We start from the raw sequence: 25,212 nt of genomic DNA, 5'->3' as shown, positions 1-25,212 counted from the left end.
TGGGCCCGGAACTCGCCGCGCGGCCGAGCGCGGTGCTCGCCCGGGCGCCTGGTGGACCGGTGTGGTCGGGCGGGTCGGGCCGTTCACCCGGTGATGCAGGAGGGTGGGGGCGGACGACGGAGCGAGGAGGGCGCGCGGTGGGCATCGTGTTGATCACCGGGGGGAACAAGGGGCTCGGGTACGAGGTCGCGCGGCGGCTGCTCGCCGCGGGCCACACCGTCCACATCGGAGCCCGCGATCCGGAGCGGGGCGCGCGGGCCGCGGCCGACCTGGGCGCCAGGTCCGTGCGGCTCGACGTCACCGACGACGACTCGGTCACCGCCGCGCTCACCGAGGTCGGGGCGGCGGAGGGGCGGCTCGACGTGCTGATCAACAACGCCGGTGTCTCCGGCACGCCCGGCGTCGGCGGGATCACCGGCCCGGACGCGCTGCGCCAGTTCGACACCAACGCGCTCGGCGTCGTCCGCGTCACTCAGGCCGCGCTGCCGTGGCTGCGGCGGTCGGCGAACCCGGTGGTGGTGAACGTGTCCAGCGGGCTCGGCTCGTTCACGGCCACCGCGGACCCGGAGCGCGTCGAATCCCGGGTGCCCGCGGTGGTCTACGGGGCGACGAAGGCCGCGGTGTCCATGCTGACCGTCCAGTACGCGAAGGCGGTGCCGGAGATCCGGTTCAACGCGGTCGACCCCGGCTTCACCGCCACCGACCTCACCGCCGCCGTCGGCGGGGGCCGTCCCGTCGAGGAGAGCGCCGAGGTCGTCGTCCGGATGGCGACCACCGGGCCGGACGGGCCCACCGGCACCTTCCAGGAGCTGGACGGCGAGCTCGGCTGGTGACCCCTCCGGCCGCCGGTGGGGTCAGCGGTCGTAGCGGCCGGTCTTCACGGCGGTGAGGAACTCGGTCCACCGGGGACGAGCGGTCAGCACGTATCCGGCCGATCGGTCCTTGGTGTCGCGGACGGCGGGCCGCCCGTCCACCCGCCCCACCTCCACGCAGTTCCCGTTCGGCTGGCTGCGGGAAGAGGTGCGCCAGTGCTGCGATGTCATGCCGCCTGCTCCTTCTCGTCGATGATCAGCTCGATGAATCTGATCGTCTCCTCTTGGTCCAGCGCAACCTTCTTGATCACTCGAACGGCGGAATGATAGGCCTGCACATCGTCCTCGTCGGGAACGAATGCGCCTGAGCTGTAGTGCTCGAAGTGCACCACGTCGGGTGAATCCGGGAATTCGTAGAGCACGAAGGGGCCTGCCACTCCGGGATGCCAGCCGGTGCACCGCCGGACGACCTGGATCGCGATGTTGTCGCGGCGGGCGAATTCCAGCAGGTGCTGCAACTGGTCGAGCATCGTCTCGGCATTTCCGATTCTGTCCCGAATCGCGTCCTCGCCGATCAGCGCGGTGAGGTGGACGGGCGAGCGCCTGGTGACGACTTCGCGCCGGCCCATGCGAATCGTGACCCGGCGCTCGATCTCCTGCCGGTCCATGCCGCTCGACGTGGCGATCGATCGCGCGTAATCCGCGGTCTGGAGGAGTCCCGGTAATCCCATCGGCGCCCACTCGACGATCGCCGAAGCGGACCGTTCGCATTCCACGGCTCCCGCGAGCTGCTGCGGAATTCCCGGCATGCCGACGGTGAGCCAGTTCGGTTCGCTGGCGTGCCGGGCCAGTTCGAGTAGGCGCTGCCGCTCCTTGCCGGTCACCCCGGCGGCGCCGAGCAGTCCGGCGACGTCCTCGGGTGTCGGCACTCGCCGCCCGGTCTCCCAGTGCGACACCGTGCCGTGGCTGACTCCCAGTCTGCTGCTCAATTCTCGGCCGCTGATTCCGGATTTCTCGCGCACGGATCTGATTGCGGAGGAAAGTGCGCGGGCGCGGGGGGTTATACCGCTGGTGTCTGCAGGCATGTGACAAATACTAGCCAGCGCGGAATTGTTCGATCATCACTCGAAGGTGGAATTGAGAAACGTCTATTAGACGTCGATCATGGTTGTAGGCGCAACGGGCGGAGGCGATCGGTGGCACGGGTGTTCATGGCCTCGGAGCAGGAATCGGTGTGGCACGTGGTGGAGCTGCGCACCGGTGGTCCACGGCCGATCGCCCGCTGCGGCCACGTGATCCGCGGCCGCGTGCACCGCCGTCTCGGCCGCCCGGAGCGACCGCGCGGGATGTGCGACCCGTGCGCGTCGGACGTGAACGGCCGCGAACCGCGCCCCACGTCCGAGGCGTCCTGAGCCGTCCAGCCGACCCTCGGCACCGACCGTCCGAGATCGGACCGGTCCGCGCCCCTGACCCCCGACCAGGTGCGGGCCGGTTCCCGGCCGGGTCGCCCTGCGCTCCTCCCCGAGCGCGGCGGCCCGGCCTGCCCCCGGTGGCGGGCGGAGCACCCCCGATGTCCGCCCGCCGCCGAGGCCCGCCGCCGCGGCGAATCCCGTTGCGCGGCAGCGGATCGGCCTCAGCCCGCGGGGGCGTCGTTGACGGAGGTCTCCATCAGGCCGCCGCGCCAGTCCACGGATTCGCGGAGGGCGGCGGCGATGTCGGGGGCGGTGCCGGTCAGGTCGGCGTAGGCGCGGTGCAGGTTCGCCACGATGCGCTCGGAATCGGCCCAGCCCGCGAACTCGCCCAGGTCCGCTTCCCGCGCGGCCTGCAGCGGCGGGGTTCCGGCGGCCACCCCGGCTTCCGCGAGCTCCAGGACCAGCCGGTAGTAGCGCTCGTGCGCGGCGAGCACCGCGGGCAGGTCCGCCGCCTCGATCACCGGCCCGTGCCCGGGTACCACGCGTCGCGGCTCGAACTCGGCGATCCAGTCCAGCGCCCGCGCCGCGCCCGCGGGCGAACCCATGAACACCAGCGGCGTGAGGCCGTGGAACAGCAGGTCACCGCTGAACAGGACGCGTTCCTCCGGCAGCCAGGCCACCACGTCACCGCCGGTGTGCGCGGAGTGGCCGGGATGCCGCAGCTCGACGGTGCGCCCGCCGACGTGCAGCGACAGCTCGGACCGGAAGGTCACCGACGGCACGCGCCGCACCACGTCCCCCCAGTCCGGGACGGGCGACCAGAACGGCGGGCAACCGTCGATCATCGGGTCGGCGGCGAGTGCGGCCCGCATGTGCTCGTGTCCGAACAGGACGGTCTCGGCGGGCAGCAGCGAGTTGCCGTAGGAGTGGTCGCCGTGCTCGTGGGTGTTCACCGCCCACCGGATCGGCGAATCCGGTGCGGTGCGGGCGATCTCGGCCAGGAACCGGCGGGTGCGCTGCTCGGTGGCGCAGGTATCGACGACGAGCAACCCGTCGTCCCCCGAGATCACCCCGGCGTTGTTCACCCACCAGGTCCCGTCCGGCTGCACCCACGCCCACACCCCGTCGGCGAGCGGTTCGAGGCGGGGCTGCGCGTCGTTCGTGTGCATGCGAGCAGTGTGCACCGGCGGCCTGAGTCCGTCTCGACCCGTCTCCGGGCGGGTTCGTGGGGGGAAGGCCGCAGTCATACCCGTCGCGCGCGGAGATCGGCCGACCACCCGCCGTGCGGCTCTACGCTCCGAGTTCCTGGACAGGTGAGGAGGCCGTGTCGTGCAGGTGAAGAAGTTCCTCGGTGCGCTGGTGCTGGCGGGCGGTGTCGCGGTGGCGGCCCCGGCGGTGGCGCTGGCGGCGGACCCGCCGCCGGACCAGACCGTCCCCGGCAATGGCGACGCCGACGAGACCACGCCCGGTTCCGGCGGTACCAGCGACGGCACCGTGCCCGGCTCGGGCGGGGTGGGCACGATCGCCCTGGCGCAGGGCGACGGCGGCATCGGCGACAGCGGCGATGGCGGGTCGGGCATCGGCGACAGCGGTGACGGCGGCTCCGGCATCGGCGACAGCGGCGGCGGCTCGGGCATCGGCCAGAGCTGACCCGATCGCCCGCGCGGAACGGCCCGCCCGACCGTCCGGTCGGGCGGGCCGTTCCGTCCTCGATGGGGAGAGGTCAGGACCCCTGCGGCCCGTCCTCCAGGTCGCCTTCGGTCTGGAGGTAGATCTCGTGCAGGGCGGTGATCGTCTCCGGGTTCGGGGACTCCCACATGTTCCGGTTCGCCGCCTCCAGCAGGCGTTCCGCGATGCCGTGCAGCGCCCACGGGTTGGACTCGGTGAGGAACTTCTGGTTCTCCTCGTCCAGCACGTAGGTCTCGGCGAGCTTCTCGTACATCCAGTCGCCGACCACACCGGTCGTGGCGTCGTAGCCGAACAGGTAGTCCACGGTGGCGGCCAGTTCGAACGCGCCCTTGTAGCCGTGCTTGCGCATCGCGGCGAGCCAGCGCGGGTTCACGACGCGGGCGCGGAACACCCGCGAGGTCTCCTCGGTCAGCGAGCGGGTCCGGATGGCGTCCGGGCGGCTGCTGTCGCCGATGTAGGCCGCCGGTGCCTTGCCGGTCAGCGCGCGCACCGTGGCGATCATGCCGCCGTGGTACTGGAAGTAGTCGTCGGAGTCGGCGATGTCGTGCTCGCGGGTGTCGACGTTCTTCGCCGCCACCGAGATCCGCTTGTAGGCGGATTCCATGTCGCCGCGCGCCTCGGTGCCCTCCAGGCCGCGGCCGTAGGCGTAGCCGCCCCACACCGCGTACACCTCGGCGAGGTCGGTGTCGTCGCGCCAGTTCTTGCTGTCCATCAGCGGCAGCAGACCGGCCCCGTAGGCGCCGGGCTTCGAACCGAAGATGCGCATGGTGGCGCGGCGTTCGTCGCCGTGCCCGGCCAGGTCGGCCTGCGCGTGGGCGCGCACGAAGTTCTGCTCGTCCGGCTCGTCGAGCGCGGCGACCTTGCGGACCGCGTCGTCGAGCAGCGTCACCACGTGCGGGAACGCGTCGCGGAAGAACCCGCTGATCCGCACCGTCACGTCCACCCGCGGGCGGCCCAGCTCCTCCAGCGGGATCACGTCGAGCCCGTTGACGCGCCGCGACGCCTCGTCCCAGGTGGGCCGCACGCCCATCAGCGCCAGCACTTCCGCGATGTCGTCGCCGGAGGTCCGCATCGCGGAGGTGCCCCACACCGACAGGCCCACCGAGCGCGGGTACTCGCCGGTGTCGGCGAGGTAGCGCTCGATCAGCGAATCGGCGATGGCGTGCCCGGTCTCCCAGGCGAGCCTGCTCGGCACCGCCTTCGGGTCCACCGAGTAGAAGTTCCGGCCCGTCGGCAGCACGTTGATCAGGCCGCGCAGCGGGGAACCGCTCGGGCCCGCGGGCACGTAGCCGCCGTCGAGGGCGTGCAGCGTCGCGGTCATCTCGTCGGTGGTGGCGTCCAGCCGCGGGACCACCTCGGTGACGGCGAACTCCAGCACCCGCACCACGTCGTCCGGCGCGTCGCCCAGCACCGAGCGGCACACCTCGACGACCGCGCCGAGCTCCCAGCCGCGTTCCTCCATGCCCGCGACGAGGGCGTGCGCGGAGGTCTCCACGTCGTCCACGGTGCCGCGGGCGACGCTGCCGTCCTCCGCCATGCCCAGTGCCTCGCGCAGGCCGGGCAGCGCGCCGCTCCGCCCGCCCCACACCTGCCGGGCGCGCAGCATCGCCAGCACCAGGTTCACCCGCGCCTCCCCGGTCGGGGCGGCACCCAGGACGTGCAGGCCGTCGCGGATCTGCGCGTCCTTGATCTCGCACAGCCAGCCGTCGACGTGCAGCAGCATGTCGTCGAACTCGGCCTCGTGCGGGCGCTCGTCCAGGCCGAGGTCGTGGTCCAGCTTCGCGGCCTGCATCAACGTCCAGATCTGGCTGCGGATCGCGGGCAGCTTCGCCGGGTCCATCGCCGAGATCTGCGCGTGCTCGTCGAGCAGCTGCTCCAGCTTCGCGATGTCGCCGTAGCTCTCCGCGCGCGCCATCGGCGGCACCAGGTGGTCCACCAGCGTCGCGTGCACCCGGCGCTTCGCCTGGGTGCCCTCGCCCGGGTCGTTGACCAGGAACGGGTACACCAGCGGCAGGTCCGCCAGCGCCGCGTCCGGTGCGCAGGACGCCGACATGCCCGCGGTCTTGCCGGGCAGCCACTCCAGGTTGCCGTGCTTGCCGAGGTGCACCATCGCGTGCGCGCCGAACTCGTCGGTCATCCAGCGGTAGGCGGCCAGGTAGTGGTGGCTCGGCGGCAGGTCCGGGTCGTGGTAGATCGCGATCGGGTTCTCGCCGAACCCGCGCGGCGGCTGCACCACGACGACGACGTTCCCGGCGCGCAGCGCGGCCACCACGATCTCGCCGTCCGGGTCGTGCGAGCGGTCCACGAACTGCTCGCCCGGCGGCGGACCCCAGTGCTGCTCGATGCTCTCCCGCAGGTCCTGCGGCAGCGTCGCGAACCAGTCGGCGTAGCGCTTCGCGGGGATGCGCACCGGGTTGCCGGACAGCTGCTCCTCGGTCAACCAGTCCGGGTCCTGGCCACCAGCGGCGATCAGCGCGTGCACCAGCGCGTCGCCGTCCTGCGCGGCCACGCCGGGCAGCGCGTCCGGGCCGTCCACCGGGCCGATGTCGTAGCCGGCCTCGCGCAGCCGCTGGAGCAGGCCCACCGCGCTCGCCGGGGTGTCCAGGCCGACGGCGTTGCCGATCCGGGAGTGCTTCGTCGGGTACGCCGACAGCATCAGCACCAGGCGCTTGTCCGCGGCGGGCACGTGCCGCAGCCGCGCGTGCTTCACCGCGATCCCGGCGACGCGGGCCGCGCGCTCCGGGTCGGCGACGTACACCGGGAGGCCTTCGGCGTCGTTCTCCTTGAACGAGAACGGCACCGTGATCAGGCGGCCGTCGAACTCGGGCACCGCGACCTGGGTGGCCATGTCCAGCGGGGACAGGCCTTCGTCGTTGTCCTCCCACGCCTCGCGGCTGGAGGTCAGGGTGAGGCCCTGCAAGATCGGCACGTCCAGCGCGGCGAGCGCGCCCACGTCCCACGCCTCGTCGTCGCCACCGGCGGAGGCGGTCGCGGGCTTCGTGCCGCCCGCGGCCAGCACCGTCACGATCAGCGCGTCCGCCTCGCGCAACGTGTCCAGCAGGCCCGGTTCGGGGGCGCGCAGCGACGCGCAGAACACCGGCAGCGCCTGGCCGCCCGCGTCCTCGATGGCGTCGGAGAGGGCGTGCGCGAACGCGGTGTTGCCCGCCATGTGGTGCGCGCGGTAGTAGAGCACCGCGACCTTCGGGCCTTCGGTCCGGCGCGGGGTCCGCTCCAGCAGGCCCCACTTCGGCGTCTCCACCGGCGGTTCGAAGCCGTGGCCGGTGAGCAGCACCGTGTCGGACAGGAAGTTGAACAGCTGCGTCAGGTTCTCCGGCCCGCCCTGCGCGAGGTAGCCGTGCGCCTGCGAGCAGACGCCGCCCGGCACCGTGGAGCACTCCATCAGCTCCGCGTCCGGGGCCTGCTCACCGCCGAGCACCACGACCGGGCGCGGTCCGGCGAGCAGCGAGTCCAAGCCCTCCTCCCACGCGCGGCGGCCGCCGAGCAGCCGCACCACGACGAGGTCGGCGCCCTCCAGCAGCGGCGGCAGGTCGTCCACGCCGAGCCGCGCCGGGTTGCCGAGGCGGAAGTCCGCACCGCTGGCGCGTGCGCTGAGCAGATCGGTGTCCGATGTGGACAGCAGCAGGATCATGCGGCACGCTCCCGGCTGAGCAGGGACGCGGGCGTGCGGGCAGGACGCATGGTCAACCTTCCTCGGGGTCCTCGCCCCGGAGTCGTCGGCACCCGGTGTCGCACCGGGCGGTGGCGGCGCCGGAGTGTCCTGGCTCCCGGATCGCCGCTCGCCCCGTGCCTTCCCACCCGCGCGGCGCGCGGGCAGTGGCCTCGTACTCGGAGTTCGCTCCCCGGTGACAGTGGCGGGACCGCGCCGGACTCGCACCGGCTTCCTCCGCACGTCGCCGCCGACAACTCTCCGCAACGGGGCGATCGTTCGTCAAGTGGCCGGTCGTGCGGTCGCGCGAGAGATCCCGCACTCGACGCGTCCGGCCGTCCGGTGAGGCGCATCGCGTTTTGCGGACGTGATCCGGGCGGGACGTAGTATCGACGGTCGCCGGTGCGCCCCCGAGTCCGCGCACCCCGGACAGCGGCGTCGTGCGCTGCGAGTTCCGGACCAGACCATGATCGACGAGAGCGGGGACGAGCGTGCCGCGACGAGCCGGACCCGACGCGTGCCCCGGCGCGCTGCGGGTGCACGAGGCCGCTGACGGGGGACTGGCCCGCGTGCGGGTGCCCGGCGGGCGGCTCGCGGCGCGGCAGGTGCGGGCGCTGGCGACCGCGGCCGCGCTGGGTGACGGCGGCTGGGAACTCACCTCGCGGGCGAACATCCAGGTCCGCGGGCTGTCCGCGGCGGCGGTGCCGGAGTTCGCGGAGCTGCTCGGCGCGGCCGGTCTGCTGCCGTCGCCGACGCACGAGCGGGTGCGCAACGTCGTCGCCTCGCCGCGCACCCGTCCGGGCGCGCTGGACGTGCGCGCGGTGGCGGTGGCGCTGGACGAGGGGCTGCGCGCCGACCCGGAGCTGGCGGAGCTGCCCGGGCGGTTCCTGTTCACCGCGGACGACGGCGGCGGCGAGGTGACCGCGCTGGGCGCGGACGTCGCGCTGCACCCGGCGGACGGCGCGGTGGCGGTGCTGCTCGCCGGGGCCGACCTCGGGCTGCGGGTGTCCGCGGCCGACGCGGCCCGCGCCGCGGTGCTCGCGGCCGCCGCGTTCCTCGCGGAACGGGGCCGGCTGGGCGCGGAGAGCTGGCGGCTGGCGGAACTGCCCGGTGGCGCCGAGCGGATCGCCGACCGCATCCGGGCGGAATTCTCCTGCATGGCGGCGGAAACCGCGGTCGCGCCCGGTGATCCGGTGCGCACGCACGCGGAGCTCGGCGTGCTGGCCCGCGCCGACGACCGGGTCGATCTCGCCCTCGGCGCGCCGCTGGGACGGCTGGACGCCGGGCAGATCGCGGTGCTCGCCACGCAGACCGAGGAGATCGCCGGACAGGCCGAAGGCAGCGCCGAACAGGCCGAGGACAGCGCCGCGCAGGCCGAAGGCAGCGCCGCGCAGACCGCCGCACCGCACCCGCTGCGGCTCACGCCGTGGCGCGCGCTGCTGCTCACCGACGTCCCCGCGGACGAGGCGCCGCGCAGGCTCGCCGAGCTGGACGCCGCCGGGTTCCTCACCGACCCGGGCGCGCCGCTGGCCGGGGTGACCGCCTGCGCCGGCAGCCCCGGCTGCGCGAAGTCCCTCGCCGACGTGCGCGCCGACGCGCGGCGCACCACCCGGCCCGGCCCGCTGCCGGTGCACTGGGCGGGCTGCGCGCGCCGCTGCGGCCGACCGGCCGGACCAGGAGTGGAAGTGCTGGCCACCGAGGCCGGCTACGAGGTCGGCGGGCACCCCGCCGGCGAGACGTCCGCCGCGCTCGACGCGGCACGGAGGGCAGTGTGAACACCGCAGACAGCACCGGCGGCTACGAGTACGTGCGTGACGGAGCGGAGATCTACCGCCGCTCGTTCGCCACGATCCGCGCCGAAGCGGAACTCGACGGCATGCCACCGGAAGTCGCCCAGGTCGCCGTCCGCATGATCCACGCCTGCGGCATGGTGGACCTGGCCCGCGACATCGCCTGGTCGCGGCGCGCGGTGCTCGCCGCCCGCGAGGCGCTGCGCGGTGGCGCGCCGGTGTTCTGCGACGCCGCGATGGTCGCCGCGGGCGTCACCCGGCGCAGGCTGCCCGCCGACAACGACATCGTCTGCACCCTCGGCGACGAGCGGGTCCCCGGCCTCGCCGCGGAACTCGGCACGACCCGCAGCGCGGCGGCGATGGAGCTGTGGCGGGACCGGCTGGAGGGGTCCGTGGTCGCCGTCGGCAACGCGCCGACCGCGCTGTTCCGGCTGCTGGAGATGATCGACGCGGGCGCGGGCAGGCCCGCCGCCGTGCTCGGCCTCCCCGTCGGGTTCATCGGCGCCGCCGAATCGAAGCAGGCACTGGCCGACCACCCGGCGCTGGAGCACCTGGTGGTGCACGGCCGCCGCGGTGGCAGCGCGATGGCGGTGGCCGCCATCAACGCGATCGCGAGCGAACAGGAGTGAGCAGCACCGTGGAGCAGGCAGGCAGGTTGTTCGGCGTCGGGCTCGGACCCGGAGATCCGGAGCTGGTGACGGTCAAGGCCGCCCGGCTGATCGGCGAAGCCGACGTGATCGCCTACCACAGCGCCCGGCACGGCCGCAGCATCGCGCGTTCCGTCGCCGCGCCGTACCTGCGGGAAGGCCAGGTCGAGGAACCGCTGGTGTACCCGGTGACGACCGAGACGACCGATCACCCGGGCGGCTACCAGGGCGCCATCGACGAGTTCTACGCCGACGCGGCCGAACGGCTCGCCGCGCACCTGTCCGCGGGCCGCACCGTGGCGCTGCTGTGCGAGGGCGACCCGTTCTTCTACGGCTCCTACATGCACATGCACAAGCGCCTGGTGGGCCGGTTCGAGGTGGCCGCGATCCCCGGTGTGACCTCGGTGAGCGGGGCGGCGGCGATGCTCGGCAGGCCGCTGGCGGAACGCGACGAGGTGCTGACGGTGCTGCCCGGCACGCTCGACCCGGACGTGCTCGCGGAGAAGCTGGCGGGCACCGACGCGGCGGCGGTCATGAAGCTGGGCCGCACCTTCGACGGGGTGAAGGCGGCGTTCGAGAAGGCGGGCCGGCTCGACGAGGCCTACCTCGTGGAGCGCGCCACCACGGACCGGCAGCGGCTGCTGCCGCTGGGCGAGGTGGATCCGGCGTCGGTGCCGTACTTCTCGCTGGCGCTGCTGCCGAGCCCGGTGAACGCGGACAGCCCGCTGAACCTGACCGACGCGTCCGGAGTGCCGGTTTCCGCTGCGGCGCAACGGGAAGCTCCCGAGCCCGCGCCGACGGCGAGCACCGGTGAGGTCGTGGTCGTCGGCCTCGGCCCGGCCGGTCCGCAGTGGACCACCCCGGAGGCGCACACCGCCGTCGCCGCCGCCGACGACCTCGTCGGCTACGGCCCCTACCTGGACCGGTTGCCGACGAACCCGCGGCAGCGCAAGCACGCCTCGGACAACCGGGTGGAGGCCGAGCGCGCCGAGTTCGCCCTGGACCTGGCGCGGCGCGGTTCCCGCGTCGTCGTGGTGTCCTCGGGCGATCCGGGCGTGTTCGCGATGGCCAGCGCCGTGCTGGAGGTCGCCACCGAGGAGCGGTTCGCGGCGGTGCCGGTGCGGGTGCTGCCCGGGCTCACCGCGGCGCAGGCGGTGGCGAGCCGGATCGGCGCGCCGCTGGGCCACGACTACTGCGTGCTGTCCCTGTCGGACCGGTTGAAGCCGTGGGAGGTCATCGTCGAGCGGCTGGCCGCGGCGGCGAAGGCCGACCTGGCGATGGCCATCTACAACCCGGCGTCGCGCAGCCGCACCTGGCAGGTCGGTGCCGCCCGCGACGTGCTGCTGGAGCACCGCTCGGCGGAGACGCCGGTGGTGATCGGCCGCGACGTGGGCGGGCCCCAGGAGTCGGTGCGGGTGGTGCCGCTCGGCGAGCTCGATCCGTCCGATGTGGACATGCGCTGCCTGCTGCTGATCGGCTCGTCCACCACGCGTTCGGTCGGCGGGACGGTGTTCACGCCGCGCCGCTATCCGGCGTGACGCAGCCGTTCCACGGCGGCGGCCACGGTCTCGACCACGGGCACCGGCGGTTCCGGCGGGCGGCGCACGAGCACCACGGTGACGCCGAGCAGCCGGGCCGCGTCCAGCTTCGGGCGGGTCATCGGGCCGCCGCTGTCCTTGGTGACCAGCACGTCGATGCGGTGCTCGCGCAGCAACGCCACCTCGTCGTCGAACGCGAACGGCCCGCGGGCCAGCAGCAGTTCGGTGCGCGGCGGCAGCGGCGGTTCCGGCGGGTCCACGGCGCGCACCAGGAACCGCAGGTCCAGGTGCGCGAACCGGTGCACGCCCTGGCGCCCGGTGCTGAGGAAGATCCGCTCGCCCAGGCCGGGCAGCGCGGCGGCGGCCTCGTCCAGCGAATCCACCAGGTGCCAGTGCGGTTCCGGTTCCCAGCCGGGCCTGCGCAGCACCAGCAGCGGCAGACCGGCCAGCGCGCAGGCGCGCACCGCGTTCGCGGTCATGGCGGCCGCGAACGGGTGCGTCGCGTCCACCACCTCGTCGATGCGTTCGGCGCGCAGCCACGCGGCGAGGCCGTCGGCGCCGCCGAAACCGCCGATCCGCACCTCGCCGTCCGGCAGCCGCGGATCGTGCACCCGCCCCGCCAGCGAGGAGATCACGTGCACCGCCGGTTCGCCGCCGAGCCGGGCGGCGAGCTCGCGGGCCTCCGCGGTGCCACCGAGCACCAGCACCCGCCGCACCTCGACCATGCGGCCAGCCTAGGCGGTGCGCCGTGACCGGCCAGGCGCTGCGCTACGGCTGGACCACCGGGGCCTGCGCCACCGCCTCCACCGCCGCCGCCTACACGGCGCTGCTCACCGGCGGGTTCCCCGATCCGGTGGGCATCGTGCTGCCGAAGGGGCACCGCCCCGAGTTCGCCCTCGCCAAGGAACGCCTCGACGTCGGGTCGGCGATGGCCGCGATCGTGAAGGACGCCGGCGACGACCCGGACGTGACGCACGGCGCGCTGGTGTCGGCCACGGTCCGCCCCGCCGAACCCGGCGCCGGGGTGGTGTTCCGCGCCGGGCCGGGCGTGGGCACCGTGACGAAACCGGGCCTGCCGCTGCCGGTGGGCGAACCGGCGATCAACCCGGTGCCGCGCGAGCTCATCCGCGGCGTCGTGCGGCAGGTCGCCGCCGAGCACGGCGGCAGCGGGGACGTGGTCGTGGAGATCGCCGTGGAGGACGGGGCGGAACTGGCGCGGCGCACCTGGAACCCGCGGCTCGGCATCCTCGGCGGCCTGTCCATCTTGGGCACGACCGGCGTGGTGGTGCCCTACTCGTGCTCGGCGTGGATCGACAGCATCCGCCGCGGCGTGGACGTGGCGCGCGCCGCCGGGCTGGAGCACGTCGCCGGGTGCACCGGCAGCACCTCGGAGAAGCTCGTCGACCGCACCTACGGCCTCGCCCCGGAGGCGATGCTGGACATGGGCGATTTCGCGGGCGCGGTGCTGAAGTACCTGCGGCGCCACCCGGTGCCGCGGCTGACGATCGCGGGCGGCATCGGCAAGCTCGCCAAGCTCGCCGACGGGCACCTGGACCTCCATTCGAAGCGGTCCCAGGTGAACTTCGCGCTGCTGGCGGAGATCGTGCGGGACGCGGGTGCCTCCGCCGAGTTCGCCGCGGGCGTCCGCGGCGCCAACACGGCGCTGGACGCGCTCACCCGCTGCCAGGCCGAGGGCATCCCGCTCGGCGACCTCATCGCCGCCCGCTCCCGCGACTTCTGCCTGATCACCCTCCGTGGCGCACCGATCGACGTCGAGGTCCTGGTCATCGACCGGGCAGGCAACCTCGTCGGCCACGCCCCGTTCGCCTGATCGGCGGCTACCGCGGTCGCGGTCACCGGGTGCGCAGGAAATCCACCTCGTCGTCCGCGCTGCCGTCGGCGGCGGCCTCGCGGGTCATCTCGTCCAGGACCGCCCGCCGCGCTTCGCATCCGCAGGCATGCGCGTGGGCGAGGCGGGCGCCGTGGTGGTCGGGGTGCTGCTCGGTGGGACTCCGGCCGGACTCCGGCGGCCCGTCCGGTGCGATGCGCGAATGGTTCGGCAGGTCGGCCGTTCGCCGGGTCGTCGCCACCGCGTCCCGTTCGGGCGGTCCGGTCATCGTCGTGCTCCCTGCGGCTCGGACGTGCTCACCGTGTCCGCAGCGTAGCGACGCGGCGCTGCGCTGCCGGGGATGCCCGGGTGCCGGACGGGCTGTCGGGGGTGCCCGGGGCGGCTGGTGCGGATGTTCGGGAGTCCCGGGAAAGCGGGAGTCGGCGGTGGGGCGAGGGCGGATGCTCTGCACCAGCGGGACGCGTCCGCTGCGGGGGTGGAGCGCATCGCGGGAGGTGATCGGGAACGGGATGTCCCGGGGGTCAGGAGGGCAGGCCGAGGGTGGCGGTGGTGACCGCGTCGGGGTGCCCGGCCTGCCGCCAGTGCACTCGGGCCGGGAGGTCGTGGTGCGGGCCGTGCGGGTCGATTCCGCTCGCGCGGTAGGCGAACGCCTCGTCGTGGGAATACACGATCACGACGTCGACGACGCCGGACGGCCAGTGCCGCACGTACAGCAGGGCGTCCAGTTCGCCGACGTCGTTGTGCACCGGAATTCCCCGGAAGCCCTGCGCGACGAGGCAGTGCAGGTTGTCGATCGCGTTCATGGCGCGAACTCCGTTCGAGGGGAACGTCGAGGTGGGGGTCTCGATGCGGGCGGGGTTCGGAGCGGGGGAGGGGAGCCGGTGGGACCGGGCCGCGTCGGGGCGGATCGGTCCGGTCCCACCGGCGGCATCGGGTGGTGAGCGGCGGGGAGAGGGGGCCGCTCGTCCGCCCGGTGCGGCGGTGATCACCGGACTCGATCACCGATGTGGAGCACGCTACATTTGAGATGTGCTCCGAACTAGATCCCTGATCGGGTGATGATGTCGGTGGTGGCGGCCGGGCACACTCCTAACGCCACGACGGGGAAAGGGCGGCGAGTGAGCACGAGTCCGACGGCGCTGAAGCGCTGGATCGCCGGAGAGCTGGCACGGCTCCGGGAGCGCAACGGGGCCACCAGGGCCGACGCGGCCAAGGCCATCCGGGGCAGCATCCAGAACATCGGCCACTTCGAAGTCGGCCGCCGGATGCCGAAGGCCCTCGAACTCGAAACCCTGCTCCGGTTCTACGGCGTGCCGGACCGGGTGGACTTCTTCCTGTCGCTGCGGGATCGGGCGAAGAAGGGGACGGATTGGTGGGTCGGCTTCGACGCTGACGACAGCGCGCTTCCCGCCTACTTCAAGCTCTTCCTCGGTCTGGAAGCGATGGCGTCGAGGATCGAGAGCTGGGACGTGCAGGTGATCCCCGGCCTGTTCCAGACCAGCGAGTACGCCGAGGCCGTGATCCGCGGCGGCGAACCCGAACTCCCCGAAGCGGAAGTGGCCCGCCGGATCGAGCTGCGGATGGCGCGGCACCGCGAAGTGCTGGAACGCGAGCACCCGCCCTCGGTCTGGGCCGTGCTGGACGAAGCGGCGCTGCGTCGCGTGGTCGGTTCCGCCGAGGTGATGCGCGCGCAGCTCGAACTGCTGCTCCAGCTGGCGCAGCGGCCGAACGTCGAAGTGCAGGTGTTGCCGTTCGGTTCCGGCGCGCATCCTGGCACCGAAGGCGCCTTCACGGTGCTGACCTACCCGCCGGACTTCGACGGCGACCTCGGCATGGTGTACGCGGAAACGAGGGTGCGCGGCATCTACTACGACGAGCAGGAGGACGTTCGGAAGTACCGCGAAACCCTCACCCGCCTGCAGGTCGCAGCGCGCAAGCCGCGAGACTCGCTCGAGTCAATCAAGCGACTAGCGAAGGACCTCTGACCCTCATGCGCCACCCGCTCGCCGAACCGAACGCCGTCGCGAACTGGCGGAAGTCGTCCCGCAGTCAGGCGCAGAACGGGTGCGTCGAAGTCGGTTCCGGCGCGGATCGGGTCGGTGTCCGGGATTCCAAGCTCGGCGCGGGAAGCCCGGTGCTGGTGTTCACGGCGGCCGAGTGGGCGTCGTTCACCGCGGGCGCCCGCCGCGGCGCCTTCGACCGCTGAGCACCGGGATCAGGTGGCGAAGCCGCCGTCGGAGTTGAGGATCGCGCCGGTGACGAACGCGGCTTCCGGACCGGCGAGGTGGGCGACGAGGTTCGCGATCTCGTCCGGGGTGCCGAAGCGGCCCAGCGGCGTGGTGGCCTGCAGGACTTCCGCGCGCGGCCCGGCGGCCGGGTTCATCGCGGTGTCGACGGCGCCGGGCTGCACGTCGTTCACGGTGATGCCGCGCGGGCCCAGGTCGCGGGCCGCGCTGCGGGTGAGCCCGGCCAGGGCGGTCTTGCTGGTGATGTAGGCGATCATGTGCTGGAACGGCAGGTGGTCGGCCAGCGAGGTGCCGATGTTGATGATCCGCCCGCCTGCCTGCAGGTACTTCGACGCTTCCTGGATGGCGACGAACGGGCCGCGCACGTTCACCGCCAGCGCCCGGTCGAAGTCCGCCAGCGACAGCTCGTCCAGGTGCCCGGACTCCACGGTTCCGGCGTTGTTGACCAGGACGTCCAGCCCGCCGAACTCGGTGGCGGTGGCGGTCACGGCGGCGCGGATCTGCTCGGGGTCGCCGGCGTCGGAGCGCAGCACCAGCGCGTGCCCGCCGGAGACCGTGATCTCGGCGGCCACCTGCTCCGCGGCCGCGGCCGAGTTCGAGTGGGTGAGCGCGACGGCCGCGCCGTCGGCGGCGAGGCGGCGGGCGATCGCGGCACCGATGCCGCGCGAGGCCCCTGTCACCAGTGCGGATCGTCCGGCGAGCGGCTGCATCGTCATGCGGAGTCCCCTTCCCCGGCCGGGATCGGCACCACCGACTAGAGCACTCCGCGATCGCGGGCGGTACCGCCGCGCGAGTCCGGTGGATCCGGTGCGCCGGTCGCACCGCAGCGACGACGGCCTTCGGGTCCACTGTGGACCGAATCGGTCAATTCGCGCGCGGGGCGAGGGACAGCACCGGGAACACCCGGTCCGTCTTCGCCTGGTACGCGGCGAAGTAGGGGAACAGGGCCGTCAGCTGCGCGAACTTGACGTCCCGGAGCACGCCGGTGATCTCCTGGGACCGGACGTCGAGCACGTCGGGCCCGACCTCGATGCGGGCGTCCGGGTGGGCCCGCAGGTTGAAGTACCAGTCGGGGTGCACGTCGGATCCGGCCTTCGAGGCGAACACCAGGTACCGGCCGTCCTCCTCCAGGTAGGCCAGCGGGGTGACGTGCGCGCGGCCGGTGCGGGCGCCGGTGCTGGTCAGCAGCAGCAGCGCCGCCCCGGCGAAAGCGCCGCCCACCACGCCCGCGTTGGCGCGGAACTCCTCGATCACGGGTGCGTTGTACCGAGCCGCGACGATCGCGGTGATCTCGTTCCCCTCCACTGGACGTGTTCCTCTCCCTGCGCGGTGGGTGGCCGCGTCCGCCGCCGCGGACATCATGATCACGATAAGGAACCGGGCGGCCGGAGGGAACTCGCCGGTGGGAACTCGACAGTCCCCGACCGGCGTGCGGTCGAGGAACTCGTGCGGGGGCACTGCTGCGACTTCCCGCGATGCGGACGTCCGTCGGTCCCGCCCCATCCGAGGAGCGGGACCGACGGGGAGTGGATCAGGGCAGGGTGAACGTCGGCTCGGCCTGCGGCAGCGGCGCGGTGAACATCGCGAGGTAAAGGTCCAGGTACGGCGCCCGCTCGCCCGGAACCTCGACGTCGTCGGCCGGATCGTCCAGCGCGAGGTCGAGCCGCGCACCGTGCACCTGCACGGTCTCCCGCGACGGCGTGTCGATCCAGTCCCGGAACGGGGTCTGGACGCCGCCGGGTTCGACGGTGCCGATCTCCACGGCCAGCGAGTGCCCGGCGGGCAGCGTCCAGTCCGTCGACTTGAGGTCGAACTCGGTGGTCCCGGAGCGCAGCACCGCGACCTGCTCGTCGAACATCACCGCCGTGCCGTCCGGGGCGACGTCGTGCAGCTGCACCATGACGTTCCCGCGGCCCGCGGTGTCCAGCGCGATCCGCGGCGTCCCGGTGATCCGGGTGTCCCGCGCGACCGGCTCGGACCGTTCGACGATGCCGCCGGTGGGTCCGTCGTCACCGCCGTCGTCCAGGTAGGACCCGCCGGTGAGCTCGACCGTCGCGGGGCGGTCGGAGATCGGCCAGCTGTCCTGCCCGCGCCAGGTCCCGGTGCCGTCCTGCACGGCGAAGGCCGGGTGGCGGACCGGCGGGGCGATGCCCTTGAGGTGCTCGTCGTAGAAGGACATGGCCTCCTCGAACCAGCCGTCGCGGCCCATCGCCAACCGCCCGTCCGCGGTCCGCTCGTCGCCGCGGACGTGGTCCCACGGCCCGATCCAGCCGCGTTCCGGACCCTCGTGGTTGTCGAGGAATTCCTGCATCGCCTCCGGTTCGGTGTTCCACTCCAGCAGGCCCTGGGTGATGAACAGCGGGGTGTCGGTGCCCTTCGCGAGTTCCGGCAGATCGCGAGCCCGCCAGTACTCGGAGTCCGGGTTGCCGTTGAGGTAACCGGCCTGGTTGTCGATGAGGCACTCCGGGTGCGCCTGCTCGTACTCGGAGTTCGCCCGGTAGTGCGGGTCGTCGTCGGGCAGCTGCGGCAGCACCGCCAGCCCGTTGTAGGTGCTCGCCACGTTGACGGCGGTCGTGCGCGGCACCCCGTTGGAGTGGATGTTGCGGTACGGGTCCCAGATCGGTTCCTGCGCGATGACGGCCTTCAGCGCGTCCTGGTCCAGGTCGTTGCCGATCAGACCGGTGATCGCGTCGTAGGACTTGCCGTACATGCCGACCGATCCGGTGGACCACGGTCGGCTCGCCGCCCAGTCGATCGCCGCGCGGACGTCCGCCTGCTCGCCGGGGCCCGCGAAGTCGAGGCAGCCGGTGGAGCCGCCGAACCCGCGGGTGTCCACCCGCACGAACGCGTAGCCGCGCTCGAACAGGTTCGTGCCCTCGATGAACTCGTCGAACCGGCCGGAAGGCCCGGTGTGCTCGAAGCCCTCGTCGGTGAGCTGCCCGGAGTGCCCGAAGTACGGCCCGGCGGAGAGGATCACCGGCACCTGCTCGCCCGGCGCGAGCCCGTCCGGCAGCAGCACGTCGGCGTGCAGCTCGGTGCCGGAGTCGTCCGCGGACGGGAAGTAGTGCTGCGTCCAGGCCGCGCCTTCGGGCACGCGGTCGTTCTGCTCGTGGGTGACGGGTTCTTCGGCGGTGGCGACCGAGGCGGTGCCCGCCGCGGAGGCGGCGGCTCCGGTCAGGGCGAGGGCCGCGGCGAGCGCGGAGGCTGCGCCGACGGCCGCGCGAGTTCTCTTCATGGGTTCCTCCCAGGCGGGTGCGGTGCGGTGATCGCGTCTGGGAGGAGCAGACACCCGGCCGCAGCGGCATGCTCAACACCGCGGTGCCGTGACCCGGGTCACGCCGGGCGCCGTTCCGGGGAGCGGGCGCCCGGTGCGGATCACACTTCGTCGAGCAGCCGCCGGGAGGCCTCCCAGAGCCGTTCGGCTGACTCCGGGTCCAGCGCCCAGCGTCGGACGCCGCCGCGCACCGCGGTGGTCTCGGCGTCGTCGGCGATGACCGGGGATTCGGCGCAGTCCTCCAGGTACTTGCCGCCGACGCCCGCGAATTCGGGGGCGAGCGCGGCGGTCATCGTGGTGGCCGCGCCCTGCTGCGGGGTCTTCAGCGTCGGGACCTGGGACCACTCGGCCCGGGTGTCGGCGGGGATGTGGCGCTGCAGGTTCGTCATGATCCCGCCGGGCATCAGCGAGTTCGCGTGGACGCCGTCGCCGCTCCAGCGCCGGGTGGCCGCCACCGCGAACAGCGCGTTCGCGGTCTTCGACTGGCCGTACGCGCTCCACGGGTCGTAGGGCCGGTGCTCGTAGTGCAGGTCGTCGAACACGACCGGCGAGGCGTGGTGCCCGCTGGAGGACACCGCGACGAGCCGCGCGCCCCCGGCCGCCGCGAGCGCCCGGTGCAGGCCGGTCGCCAGCGCGAAGTGGCCGAGGTGGTTGGTGGCGAACTGCTGCTCCCAGCCTTCCCGGGTGCGCCGCAGCTCCGGCACGGCCATCACCCCGGCGTTGTTCACCAGCAGGTGCAGCGGGCCGGTCCAGTCCGCGGCGAACCTGCGCACGCCGGCGAGGTCGACGAGGTCCAGCTCGGCGACCCGGACCTCGGCGCCGGTGGTGGTGGCGATGTCCTCCGCGGCGGCGCGGCCGGCGGCCGGGTCGCGGACGCCGATGGTGACCTCGGCACCCGCGCGGGCCAGGGTGCGGGCCGTTTCGACGCCGATCCCGGAGGCGCCGCCGGTGACGACCGCGCGCTTGCCGGTCAGGTCGTGGCCCGCCGCGACCTCGTCCGCGGTGCTGCTCGCGCCGAAGGGAGTGGTGATGAGGGACATGGGAACTCCTGCCAAGTGGTGTCCTTGGCAGTGTATGTCAAAACTGTCAGTCGCTGTCAACTGTGGCGGCGACTGTCACCTGACGGTGGGGTGCCGGTGGTCGCCTCCGAGGCGAGCCGGAACAGTTCGTGCAGGTCGTCGACGCCGTCGTGGGCCGCCCAGTGCATCAGCACCGCGTGGAACGTCGCCAGCGCCGACTCCAGGATCGCCGGGGCCAGCAGTTCCGGGTGCGGCGCGCCGCGCAGCCGCCGCAGCACCTCCGGCTGCAGCAGCTCCACCCACACCCGCTGCTTCTCCAGGTGCTTCGCCCACAGCGCCGAGGTGTTCAGCATGATCGTCGAGATGCCCAGCGCGGCCGGATTGGCCACCACCACGCCGACGAAGTCGTCGAGCGCGCCGCGCACCGCCGTCGTCGCGTCCTCCGCCGCGGGCCGGGTCTCCAGCGCGTCCCGCAGCACGACCCCGAACTCCCGCGGATCGCCGATGACGACGTCCTCCTTGGTGGGGAAGTAGCGGAAGAAGCTGCGCGCGGAGATGCCGGCTTCGGCGGCGATCTGGTCGACGGTCGTGGCGTCGAAACCCTTCGCGAGGAACAGCTCCATCGCGACGTCCTCGATCTTCTGGCGGACCGCTCGCCTCGAGATCTCCCGCGTGGAAAGCCGCTCACCCATGACGGGCAGTCTACGGCCCGGCCGCCGGGCGACCTCGCCGCGCGCGGGCCCGGTGCCGCGGTGGACGCCCCTCCGCCCCCCGATCGCGCGGAGGGGAGCCCACCCGGCCCCTCAGTCCCCGGCGGGCGTGAGCGCCATCAGCGGGATGGTCCGCCGGGTGCCGCGCTGGTACTCGGCCATGATCGGGAACGCCGCGACCACCTCGGTGAAGAGCTCGGCCCGCTCGGCGCCGGTGATCTCCTCGGCGCGGACCTCCAGCCGCTCGGTGCCGACCTCGATCACCGCGTCCGGATTCGCCTTCAGGTTGTGGTACCAGGCGGGATGGGTGTCCGCCCCGGCCTTGGAGGCGAACACGAGGTAGCGGCCCTCGCGCTCCAGGTACGCCATCGGGTTGATGCGGGTGGCGCCGCTGCGGGCGCCCCTGTTGTGCAGCAGCAGGATCGGCAGGCCCGCGAAGTCGCCGCCGACCTTCCCACCGGTCGCGCGGAACTCCTCGATGACCGGGGTGTTGAACCGCTCGGCCCATTCGGCCGTGACCGCATTTCCGTCCATTGTGGACACTCCTTTCGGATCAGGCCGCCAGCGCGGGGTAGTCGGTGTAGCCCTGCTCGCCGCCGCCGTAGAAGGTCGCCGCGTCGGGGGCGTTGAACGGTCCGCCCGCGGCCAGCCTCGCGGGCAGGTCCGGGTTCGAGAGGAACAGCGAACCGAAGGTCAGCGCATCGGCCGTCCCGTCCGCCACCAGCGCCAGGTCCTCCGGCCCCGTCGGGCGGCCCGGGGTGTGCGGGTTGAGCAGGAACGCGCCGTCGAACCGGTCCCGCAGCCGCAGCGTCCGCTCCCGGTCCGGACCCTCCAGCACGTGCAGGTAGGCGAGGCCGAGCGGGTTGAGCGCGTCCACCAGCGCCGAGTAGGTCTCGTCCACCGCGTGCTCGGCGGTGTCGTTCGTGCCGGTCCCGGGGGACAGCCGCAGCCCGACGCGGCGCCCGCCGATCTCCGCCGCCGCGGCCCGGGCGACCTCGACGACGAGCCGGATCCGGCCGGCGACCGAACCGCCCCAGCCGTCGGTGCGCAGGTTCACCCCGTCCGCCAGGAACTGGTGCAGCAGGTAGCCGTTGGCGCCGTGCAGCTCCACGCCGTCGAACCCGGCCTCGACCGCGTTGCGGGCGGCGGTGGCGAACTCGGCGACGACCTCGGCGATGCCGTCCTCGGTGAGCTCCACCGGCGTCACCAGGTCCTGCATGCCGGTGGCGGTGAAGATCTGCCCGGCGGCGCGGACCGCGGACGGCGCGACCGGGAGCCTGCCCGGCGGCAGCGCGCTCGGGTGGCTGATCCGGCCGGCGTGCATCAGCTGGGCGAAGATCGCGCCGCCCTCGGCGTGCACCGCGTCGGTGACCTTCCGCCACGCGGCGATCTGCGCATCGCTGTGCAGGCCAGGAGTGTTCGGGTAGCCCTGGCCCTGCTCGGAGGGCTGCACCCCCTCGGTGATGATCAGCCCGGCGGTGGCGCGCTGCCGGTAGTAGGTGGTGGTGGCCTCGTCGGGCAGGGTTCCCGCGGCGCGGCTGCGCGTCATGGGGGCCATCGCGATGCGGTTGCGCAGGCGGGTTCCGGCCAGGTCCAGCGGGTCGAATGCGGTGCTCATGCGGATCGCTCCCGGGTTGCGGACGGTGATTTACCTGTCCGAACAGGTAATTGCGCCGAAAGCTTCCCGCGAGGGCGGATGTGCAGTGCTGGTCACATCTCCCGGTCTGTGTGCGGCTTCGTGGGTTAAGGTGGACAGTTCGATTCACTGCCCGATCAGCCGTCCGGAAGAAGGAGGAACCGGTGGACCCGTGCCGCGCGGAACCCGCAGCAGCGCCGCCGTGCTCCGACGCGGGGCCGCTCAGCTACGCGATCTTCCGGCTCGCCCGGGTGCACCGGATGCTCGCCGGTCAGCTGCTGCGCCGCTGCGGACTGCACCCCGGGCAGGAACTGCTGCTGATGCACCTGTGGGAGACCGGCGCGCAGCGGCAGACCGACCTGATCACCGTGCTCGGCTCCGACTCCGCGACCATGACCCGCACCGTGCAGCGGCTGGAGCGCGCCGGATTCGTGCGCCGCACCCGCAGCGAGCAGGACCGCCGCGCGGTGCTCGTCGAACCCACCGCCGCCGGGCTCGCGCTGCGCGACCGGGTGGAGCGGATGTGGGAGGAGCTCGAACGCGCCACCTGCGGCGAGCTCACCGCCGCCGAGCAGGCCGGGGCCCTCGGCGTGCTGGAACGCCTCGAACGCAACGTCACCGACGTCGCCTGCCCGCTCGCCGCCGAAGAACAAGCCATCGGCACCTGAGCGGCCGTCCCCGCTGCTTCTGCTGCCCGGTGCTGGGGTGGCGGAACCTCGCGGACCGTCTTCGAACCTGCCCGGCGGGTCTTGGCCGTTTCCTGTCAGCGGCGAAGCCGATGAGCAGCGACCACCCGAGCAACCGGCACCGCAGCGGGTTCTCAGCGGCCCCCTCGCGAGGACAGCGTTGTCGCATGTGGCGGAGCCACCTGCGAAAAGCGATCCCGCAGCGAGGGAGCCGCTGAGGTTCCGCCACCCGATCACCACGCAGAACGAGCCGAGAGAGCTCAACTCCGGCAGCGCGTCGTCGAGTACAGGTGGCTGTCCGGGAAGGACGACGCCGTCAGCACCTCGCCGACCACCACCACCGCGGTCCGGGTGATCCCCGCCGCCCGCACCGCCGCCGCGATGTCGCCGAGCGTCCCGCGCAGCACCACCTCGTCGGCGCGGCTCGCCGCGGCCACCACCGCCACCGGGCAGTCCGCGCCGTAGTTCGGCACCAGCTCCGCCACCAGCGACTCGATCCGGTTCACCGCCAGGTGCAGCACCATCGTCGCCCGGCTGAGCCCCAGCGTCGCCAGGTCCTCGCCCACGGGCATCGGCGTCGCCTGCGCGGACGTGCGGGTCAGCACCACGGTCTGGCCGACGCCCGGCACGGTGAACTCGCGCCGCAACGCGGCCGCCGCGGCCGCGAACGCGGGCACCCCGGGCACCACGTCGTAGGGCACCCCGGCCGCGTCCAGGCGGCGCATCTGCTCGGCGACGGCGCTGAACACCGACGGATCACCGGAGTGCAGCCGCGCCACGTCCAGCCCGGCCTCGTGCGCGGCGACGAGCTCGGCGAGGATCGCGTCCAGGTCCAGGTTCGCGGTGTCCACCAGCCGCGCGCCGTCCGGGCAGTGCTCCAGCAGCTCCACCGGCACCAGGCTGCCCGCGTACAGGCACACCGGGGACGCGGCGAGCACGTCCCGGCCGCGCACCGTGATCAGGTCGGCGGCACCCGGACCGGCGCCGATGAAGTGCACCGTCATGCCGTCACCGTCCACTGGGTGATGCGCATCGCGGGCCGCCAGCCGGTGAACCCGCCCACGGGGGAGGCGTGCTCCGCCGCGATCCGCACCAGCTCTCCGCCGCAGCGGGCGTACCAGTCCGCCACCAGGACCTCCGATTCGATCGTCACCGCGTTCACCACGAGCCTGCCGCCCGGTCGCAGCGCGTCCCAGCACCGCTGCAGCACTCCCGGGACCGTCGCGCCGCCGCCGACGAACACCGCGTCGGGTGCTTCCAGGTCGTCCAGCGCGTCGGGCGCGGCACCGACGACCACGTCCAGGCCGGGCACGCCGAGGGTCATCGCGTTCGTCGTGATGCGGGCCGCCCGGTCTTCGCGGTGCTCGACGGCGATCGCGCGGTTCGCCGGGTCGCAGCGCATCCACTCGATCGCGATGCTACCGGCGCCCGCACCCACGTCCCACAGCAGTTCACCGGGCGTCGGGGCCAGCCGGGACACGGTGAGGGCGCGCACGTCCCGCTTCGTCAGCTGCCCGTCGTGCTGGAACGCCTCGTCCGGCAGGCCGGGCGTGCGGGGCCTGCGCTCCGCGTCGTCGTCGGGGGAGCAGTGCACGGCGATCACGTTCAGCGCCGCCACGTCCGGGTGCGGCCAGCGCGCCGCCGTCGCCGCCACCCGCGACTCGCCGGGCCCGCCGAGATCGCCCAGCACCGCCATCGAGCTACCGCCGAAACCGCGCGCCACCAGCAGCGCCGCCACCCGCGCCGGGGTCTGCGCGTCCGAGCTGAGCACCACCAGCCGGCGACCCGGCTGGATCTCCGGGTGCAGCAGTTCGGCGTGCCTGCCCACCAGGCTCACCACCGACACGTCCTGCTGCGCCCAGCCCATCCGGGCGCAGGCCAGTGCCACCGACGACACCTGCGGCAGCACCCGCAGCCGCTCCGCGCCCAGCACCCGCGCCAGGGTGGCGCCGATGCCGTGGAACATCGGATCGCCGCTGGCGAGCACGCAGATCGCGCGGCCCGCGTGCTCCTCGAACAGGCCGGGCAGCGCGGGCAGCATCGGCGACGGCCAGGCCACGAGCTCCGCGGTGCCCGGCGGCAGCAGGTCCAGCTGGCGGCCGCTGCCGAACACGACGTCGGCGGCGGAGATCCGCTGCCGCGCCACCTCGGTCAGGCCGTCCCAGCCGTCCGCTCCGATGCCCACCACGTCGACCGGTTCCCGCTGCTCGCTCACCCCACCACCTCACCACGCGCGG

At 73.4% G+C, this 25,212-nt stretch carries 26 protein-coding genes and 1 riboswitch; of the genes, 10 read left to right on the top strand and 16 right to left on the bottom strand.

Features of this window, described 5'->3' with window-relative positions; translation table 11 throughout:
- The first annotated feature begins 137 nt into the window (after positions 1-137).
- Positions 138-833 (top strand): SDR family NAD(P)-dependent oxidoreductase, encoded by a 696-nt coding sequence (locus tag ABZ805_RS12910; RefSeq protein WP_358438603.1) that lies wholly within the window; start codon positions 138-140, stop codon positions 831-833.
- A gap of 21 nt (positions 834-854) precedes the next feature.
- Here ABZ805_RS12910 and ABZ805_RS12905 read toward each other — a convergent pair whose 3' ends face one another.
- Both ABZ805_RS12905 and ABZ805_RS12900 read right to left on the bottom strand, forming a co-directional pair.
- Complete coding sequence (locus tag ABZ805_RS12905; RefSeq protein ID WP_358438600.1) at positions 855-1,043, bottom strand: DUF397 domain-containing protein; 189 nt, start codon at positions 1,041-1,043, stop codon at positions 855-857.
- On the bottom strand, positions 1,040-1,897 hold the full coding sequence (locus tag ABZ805_RS12900; protein WP_358438597.1) for a helix-turn-helix transcriptional regulator: 858 nt from the start codon (positions 1,895-1,897) through the stop codon (positions 1,040-1,042). Before ABZ805_RS12900 ends, ABZ805_RS12905 begins: the two co-directional genes overlap by 4 nt.
- Positions 1,898-2,008: 111 nt before the next feature.
- Between ABZ805_RS12900 and ABZ805_RS12895 the strand changes: the two genes are divergently transcribed.
- Positions 2,009-2,224: a hypothetical protein gene (locus ABZ805_RS12895; RefSeq protein ID WP_358438594.1), complete on the top strand. Its 216-nt coding sequence runs from the start codon at positions 2,009-2,011 to the stop codon at positions 2,222-2,224.
- A gap of 221 nt (positions 2,225-2,445) precedes the next feature.
- Here ABZ805_RS12895 and ABZ805_RS12890 read toward each other — a convergent pair whose 3' ends face one another.
- Positions 2,446-3,393, bottom strand: a complete 948-nt coding sequence (locus ABZ805_RS12890; RefSeq protein WP_358438591.1) for an MBL fold metallo-hydrolase — start codon at positions 3,391-3,393, stop codon at positions 2,446-2,448.
- A gap of 160 nt (positions 3,394-3,553) precedes the next feature.
- Between ABZ805_RS12890 and ABZ805_RS12885 the strand changes: the two genes are divergently transcribed.
- Complete coding sequence (locus ABZ805_RS12885; protein ID WP_358438588.1) at positions 3,554-3,874, top strand: hypothetical protein; 321 nt, start codon at positions 3,554-3,556, stop codon at positions 3,872-3,874.
- Between the two features lie 73 nt (positions 3,875-3,947).
- Here ABZ805_RS12885 and cobN read toward each other — a convergent pair whose 3' ends face one another.
- Positions 3,948-7,562, bottom strand: a complete 3,615-nt coding sequence (gene cobN, locus ABZ805_RS12880; RefSeq protein ID WP_358438586.1) for a cobaltochelatase subunit CobN — start codon at positions 7,560-7,562, stop codon at positions 3,948-3,950.
- 122 nt (positions 7,563-7,684) lie between these two features.
- A riboswitch (cobalamin riboswitch) is annotated at positions 7,685-7,818 on the bottom strand.
- A gap of 253 nt (positions 7,819-8,071) precedes the next feature.
- Here cobN and ABZ805_RS12875 point away from each other — a divergent pair.
- From ABZ805_RS12875 to ABZ805_RS12865, 3 genes are read left to right on the top strand one after another with little or no spacing between them, the layout of a single operon-like run.
- Entirely contained in the window at positions 8,072-9,355 is a 1,284-nt protein-coding gene (locus ABZ805_RS12875; protein WP_358438583.1) for a precorrin-3B synthase, read from the top strand.
- The gene (locus ABZ805_RS12870; protein WP_358438580.1) at positions 9,352-9,999 is read left to right on the top strand and encodes a precorrin-8X methylmutase; all 648 of its coding nucleotides are present in this window, start codon (positions 9,352-9,354) and stop codon (positions 9,997-9,999) included. The genes ABZ805_RS12875 and ABZ805_RS12870 overlap by 4 nt, the downstream gene beginning before the upstream one ends.
- Positions 9,996-11,555, top strand: a complete 1,560-nt coding sequence (locus ABZ805_RS12865) for a precorrin-2 C(20)-methyltransferase (protein ID WP_358438577.1) — start codon at positions 9,996-9,998, stop codon at positions 11,553-11,555. The genes ABZ805_RS12870 and ABZ805_RS12865 overlap by 4 nt, the downstream gene beginning before the upstream one ends.
- Here the strand turns inward: ABZ805_RS12865 and ABZ805_RS12860 are convergent.
- Positions 11,543-12,280, bottom strand: a complete 738-nt coding sequence (locus ABZ805_RS12860) for a cobalt-precorrin-6A reductase (protein WP_358438574.1) — start codon at positions 12,278-12,280, stop codon at positions 11,543-11,545. The genes ABZ805_RS12865 and ABZ805_RS12860 overlap by 13 nt on opposite strands.
- Positions 12,281-12,303: 23 nt before the next feature.
- Here ABZ805_RS12860 and ABZ805_RS12855 point away from each other — a divergent pair, with 23 nt between their 5' ends.
- Positions 12,304-13,386 (top strand): cobalt-precorrin-5B (C(1))-methyltransferase, encoded by a 1,083-nt coding sequence (locus ABZ805_RS12855; RefSeq protein ID WP_358438571.1) that lies wholly within the window; start codon positions 12,304-12,306, stop codon positions 13,384-13,386.
- 22 nt (positions 13,387-13,408) lie between these two features.
- On the opposite strand, the gene ABZ805_RS12850 is transcribed toward ABZ805_RS12855, so the two are convergent.
- Together ABZ805_RS12850 and ABZ805_RS12845 are read right to left on the bottom strand one after the other, a co-directional pair.
- Positions 13,409-13,672, bottom strand: coding sequence for a hypothetical protein (locus ABZ805_RS12850; RefSeq protein ID WP_358438568.1), 264 nt, complete (start codon positions 13,670-13,672; stop codon positions 13,409-13,411).
- Positions 13,673-13,925: 253 nt separating this feature from the next.
- Positions 13,926-14,207 (bottom strand): hypothetical protein, encoded by a 282-nt coding sequence (locus ABZ805_RS12845; RefSeq protein ID WP_358438566.1) that lies wholly within the window; start codon positions 14,205-14,207, stop codon positions 13,926-13,928.
- 315 nt (positions 14,208-14,522) lie between these two features.
- Here ABZ805_RS12845 and ABZ805_RS12840 point away from each other — a divergent pair, with 315 nt between their 5' ends.
- Both ABZ805_RS12840 and ABZ805_RS12835 read left to right on the top strand, forming a co-directional pair.
- A complete protein-coding gene (locus ABZ805_RS12840; RefSeq protein ID WP_358438564.1) occupies positions 14,523-15,389 on the top strand; it encodes a helix-turn-helix transcriptional regulator in 867 nt (288 codons plus the stop codon).
- Between the two features lie 5 nt (positions 15,390-15,394).
- Positions 15,395-15,610: a DUF397 domain-containing protein gene (locus ABZ805_RS12835; protein ID WP_358438563.1), complete on the top strand. Its 216-nt coding sequence runs from the start codon at positions 15,395-15,397 to the stop codon at positions 15,608-15,610.
- A 9-nt stretch (positions 15,611-15,619) separates the two neighbouring features.
- Here the strand turns inward: ABZ805_RS12835 and ABZ805_RS12830 are convergent, their stop codons facing one another.
- The 7 genes from ABZ805_RS12830 to ABZ805_RS12800 all read right to left on the bottom strand — a co-directional run bounded on the left by ABZ805_RS12830 (position 15,620) and on the right by ABZ805_RS12800 (position 22,271).
- A complete protein-coding gene (locus ABZ805_RS12830; RefSeq protein WP_358438695.1) occupies positions 15,620-16,360 on the bottom strand; it encodes an SDR family oxidoreductase in 741 nt (246 codons plus the stop codon).
- 154 nt (positions 16,361-16,514) lie between these two features.
- On the bottom strand, positions 16,515-16,955 hold the full coding sequence (locus ABZ805_RS12825) for a nitroreductase/quinone reductase family protein (RefSeq protein ID WP_358438560.1): 441 nt from the start codon (positions 16,953-16,955) through the stop codon (positions 16,515-16,517).
- A 226-nt stretch (positions 16,956-17,181) separates the two neighbouring features.
- Positions 17,182-18,885 carry a CocE/NonD family hydrolase gene (locus ABZ805_RS12820; RefSeq protein WP_358438557.1) on the bottom strand — a complete coding sequence of 568 codons (1,704 nt, stop codon included), beginning with the start codon at positions 18,883-18,885 and terminating at the stop codon, positions 17,182-17,184.
- 140 nt (positions 18,886-19,025) lie between these two features.
- On the bottom strand, positions 19,026-19,964 hold the full coding sequence (locus ABZ805_RS12815; RefSeq protein ID WP_358438554.1) for an SDR family NAD(P)-dependent oxidoreductase: 939 nt from the start codon (positions 19,962-19,964) through the stop codon (positions 19,026-19,028).
- A gap of 56 nt (positions 19,965-20,020) precedes the next feature.
- Positions 20,021-20,635: a TetR family transcriptional regulator gene (locus tag ABZ805_RS12810; RefSeq protein WP_358438552.1), complete on the bottom strand. Its 615-nt coding sequence runs from the start codon at positions 20,633-20,635 to the stop codon at positions 20,021-20,023.
- Positions 20,636-20,746: 111 nt separating this feature from the next.
- Entirely contained in the window at positions 20,747-21,187 is a 441-nt protein-coding gene (locus tag ABZ805_RS12805) for a nitroreductase family deazaflavin-dependent oxidoreductase (protein ID WP_358438549.1), read from the bottom strand.
- Between the two features lie 19 nt (positions 21,188-21,206).
- The gene (locus tag ABZ805_RS12800; protein WP_358438546.1) at positions 21,207-22,271 is read right to left on the bottom strand and encodes an alkene reductase; all 1,065 of its coding nucleotides are present in this window, start codon (positions 22,269-22,271) and stop codon (positions 21,207-21,209) included.
- 182 nt (positions 22,272-22,453) lie between these two features.
- Between ABZ805_RS12800 and ABZ805_RS12795 the strand changes: the two genes are divergently transcribed.
- The gene (locus ABZ805_RS12795) at positions 22,454-22,957 is read left to right on the top strand and encodes a MarR family transcriptional regulator (protein ID WP_358438543.1); all 504 of its coding nucleotides are present in this window, start codon (positions 22,454-22,456) and stop codon (positions 22,955-22,957) included.
- A gap of 278 nt (positions 22,958-23,235) precedes the next feature.
- Here the strand turns inward: ABZ805_RS12795 and cobM are convergent, their stop codons facing one another.
- Positions 23,236-23,979, bottom strand: coding sequence for a precorrin-4 C(11)-methyltransferase (gene cobM / locus ABZ805_RS12790; protein WP_358438540.1), 744 nt, complete (start codon positions 23,977-23,979; stop codon positions 23,236-23,238).
- A complete protein-coding gene (gene cbiE, locus ABZ805_RS12785; protein WP_358438537.1) occupies positions 23,976-25,190 on the bottom strand; it encodes a precorrin-6y C5,15-methyltransferase (decarboxylating) subunit CbiE in 1,215 nt (404 codons plus the stop codon). Before cbiE ends, cobM begins: the two co-directional genes overlap by 4 nt.
- Positions 25,191-25,212 lie beyond the last annotated feature (22 nt).

This window comes from Saccharopolyspora sp. NPDC047091 (genome assembly GCF_040643635.1).
Lineage (GTDB): Bacteria > Actinomycetota > Actinomycetes > Mycobacteriales > Pseudonocardiaceae > Saccharopolyspora_C.
Note: the sequence above shows the minus strand (reverse complement) of the source record. Positions and strands in the feature narration are given on the sequence as shown.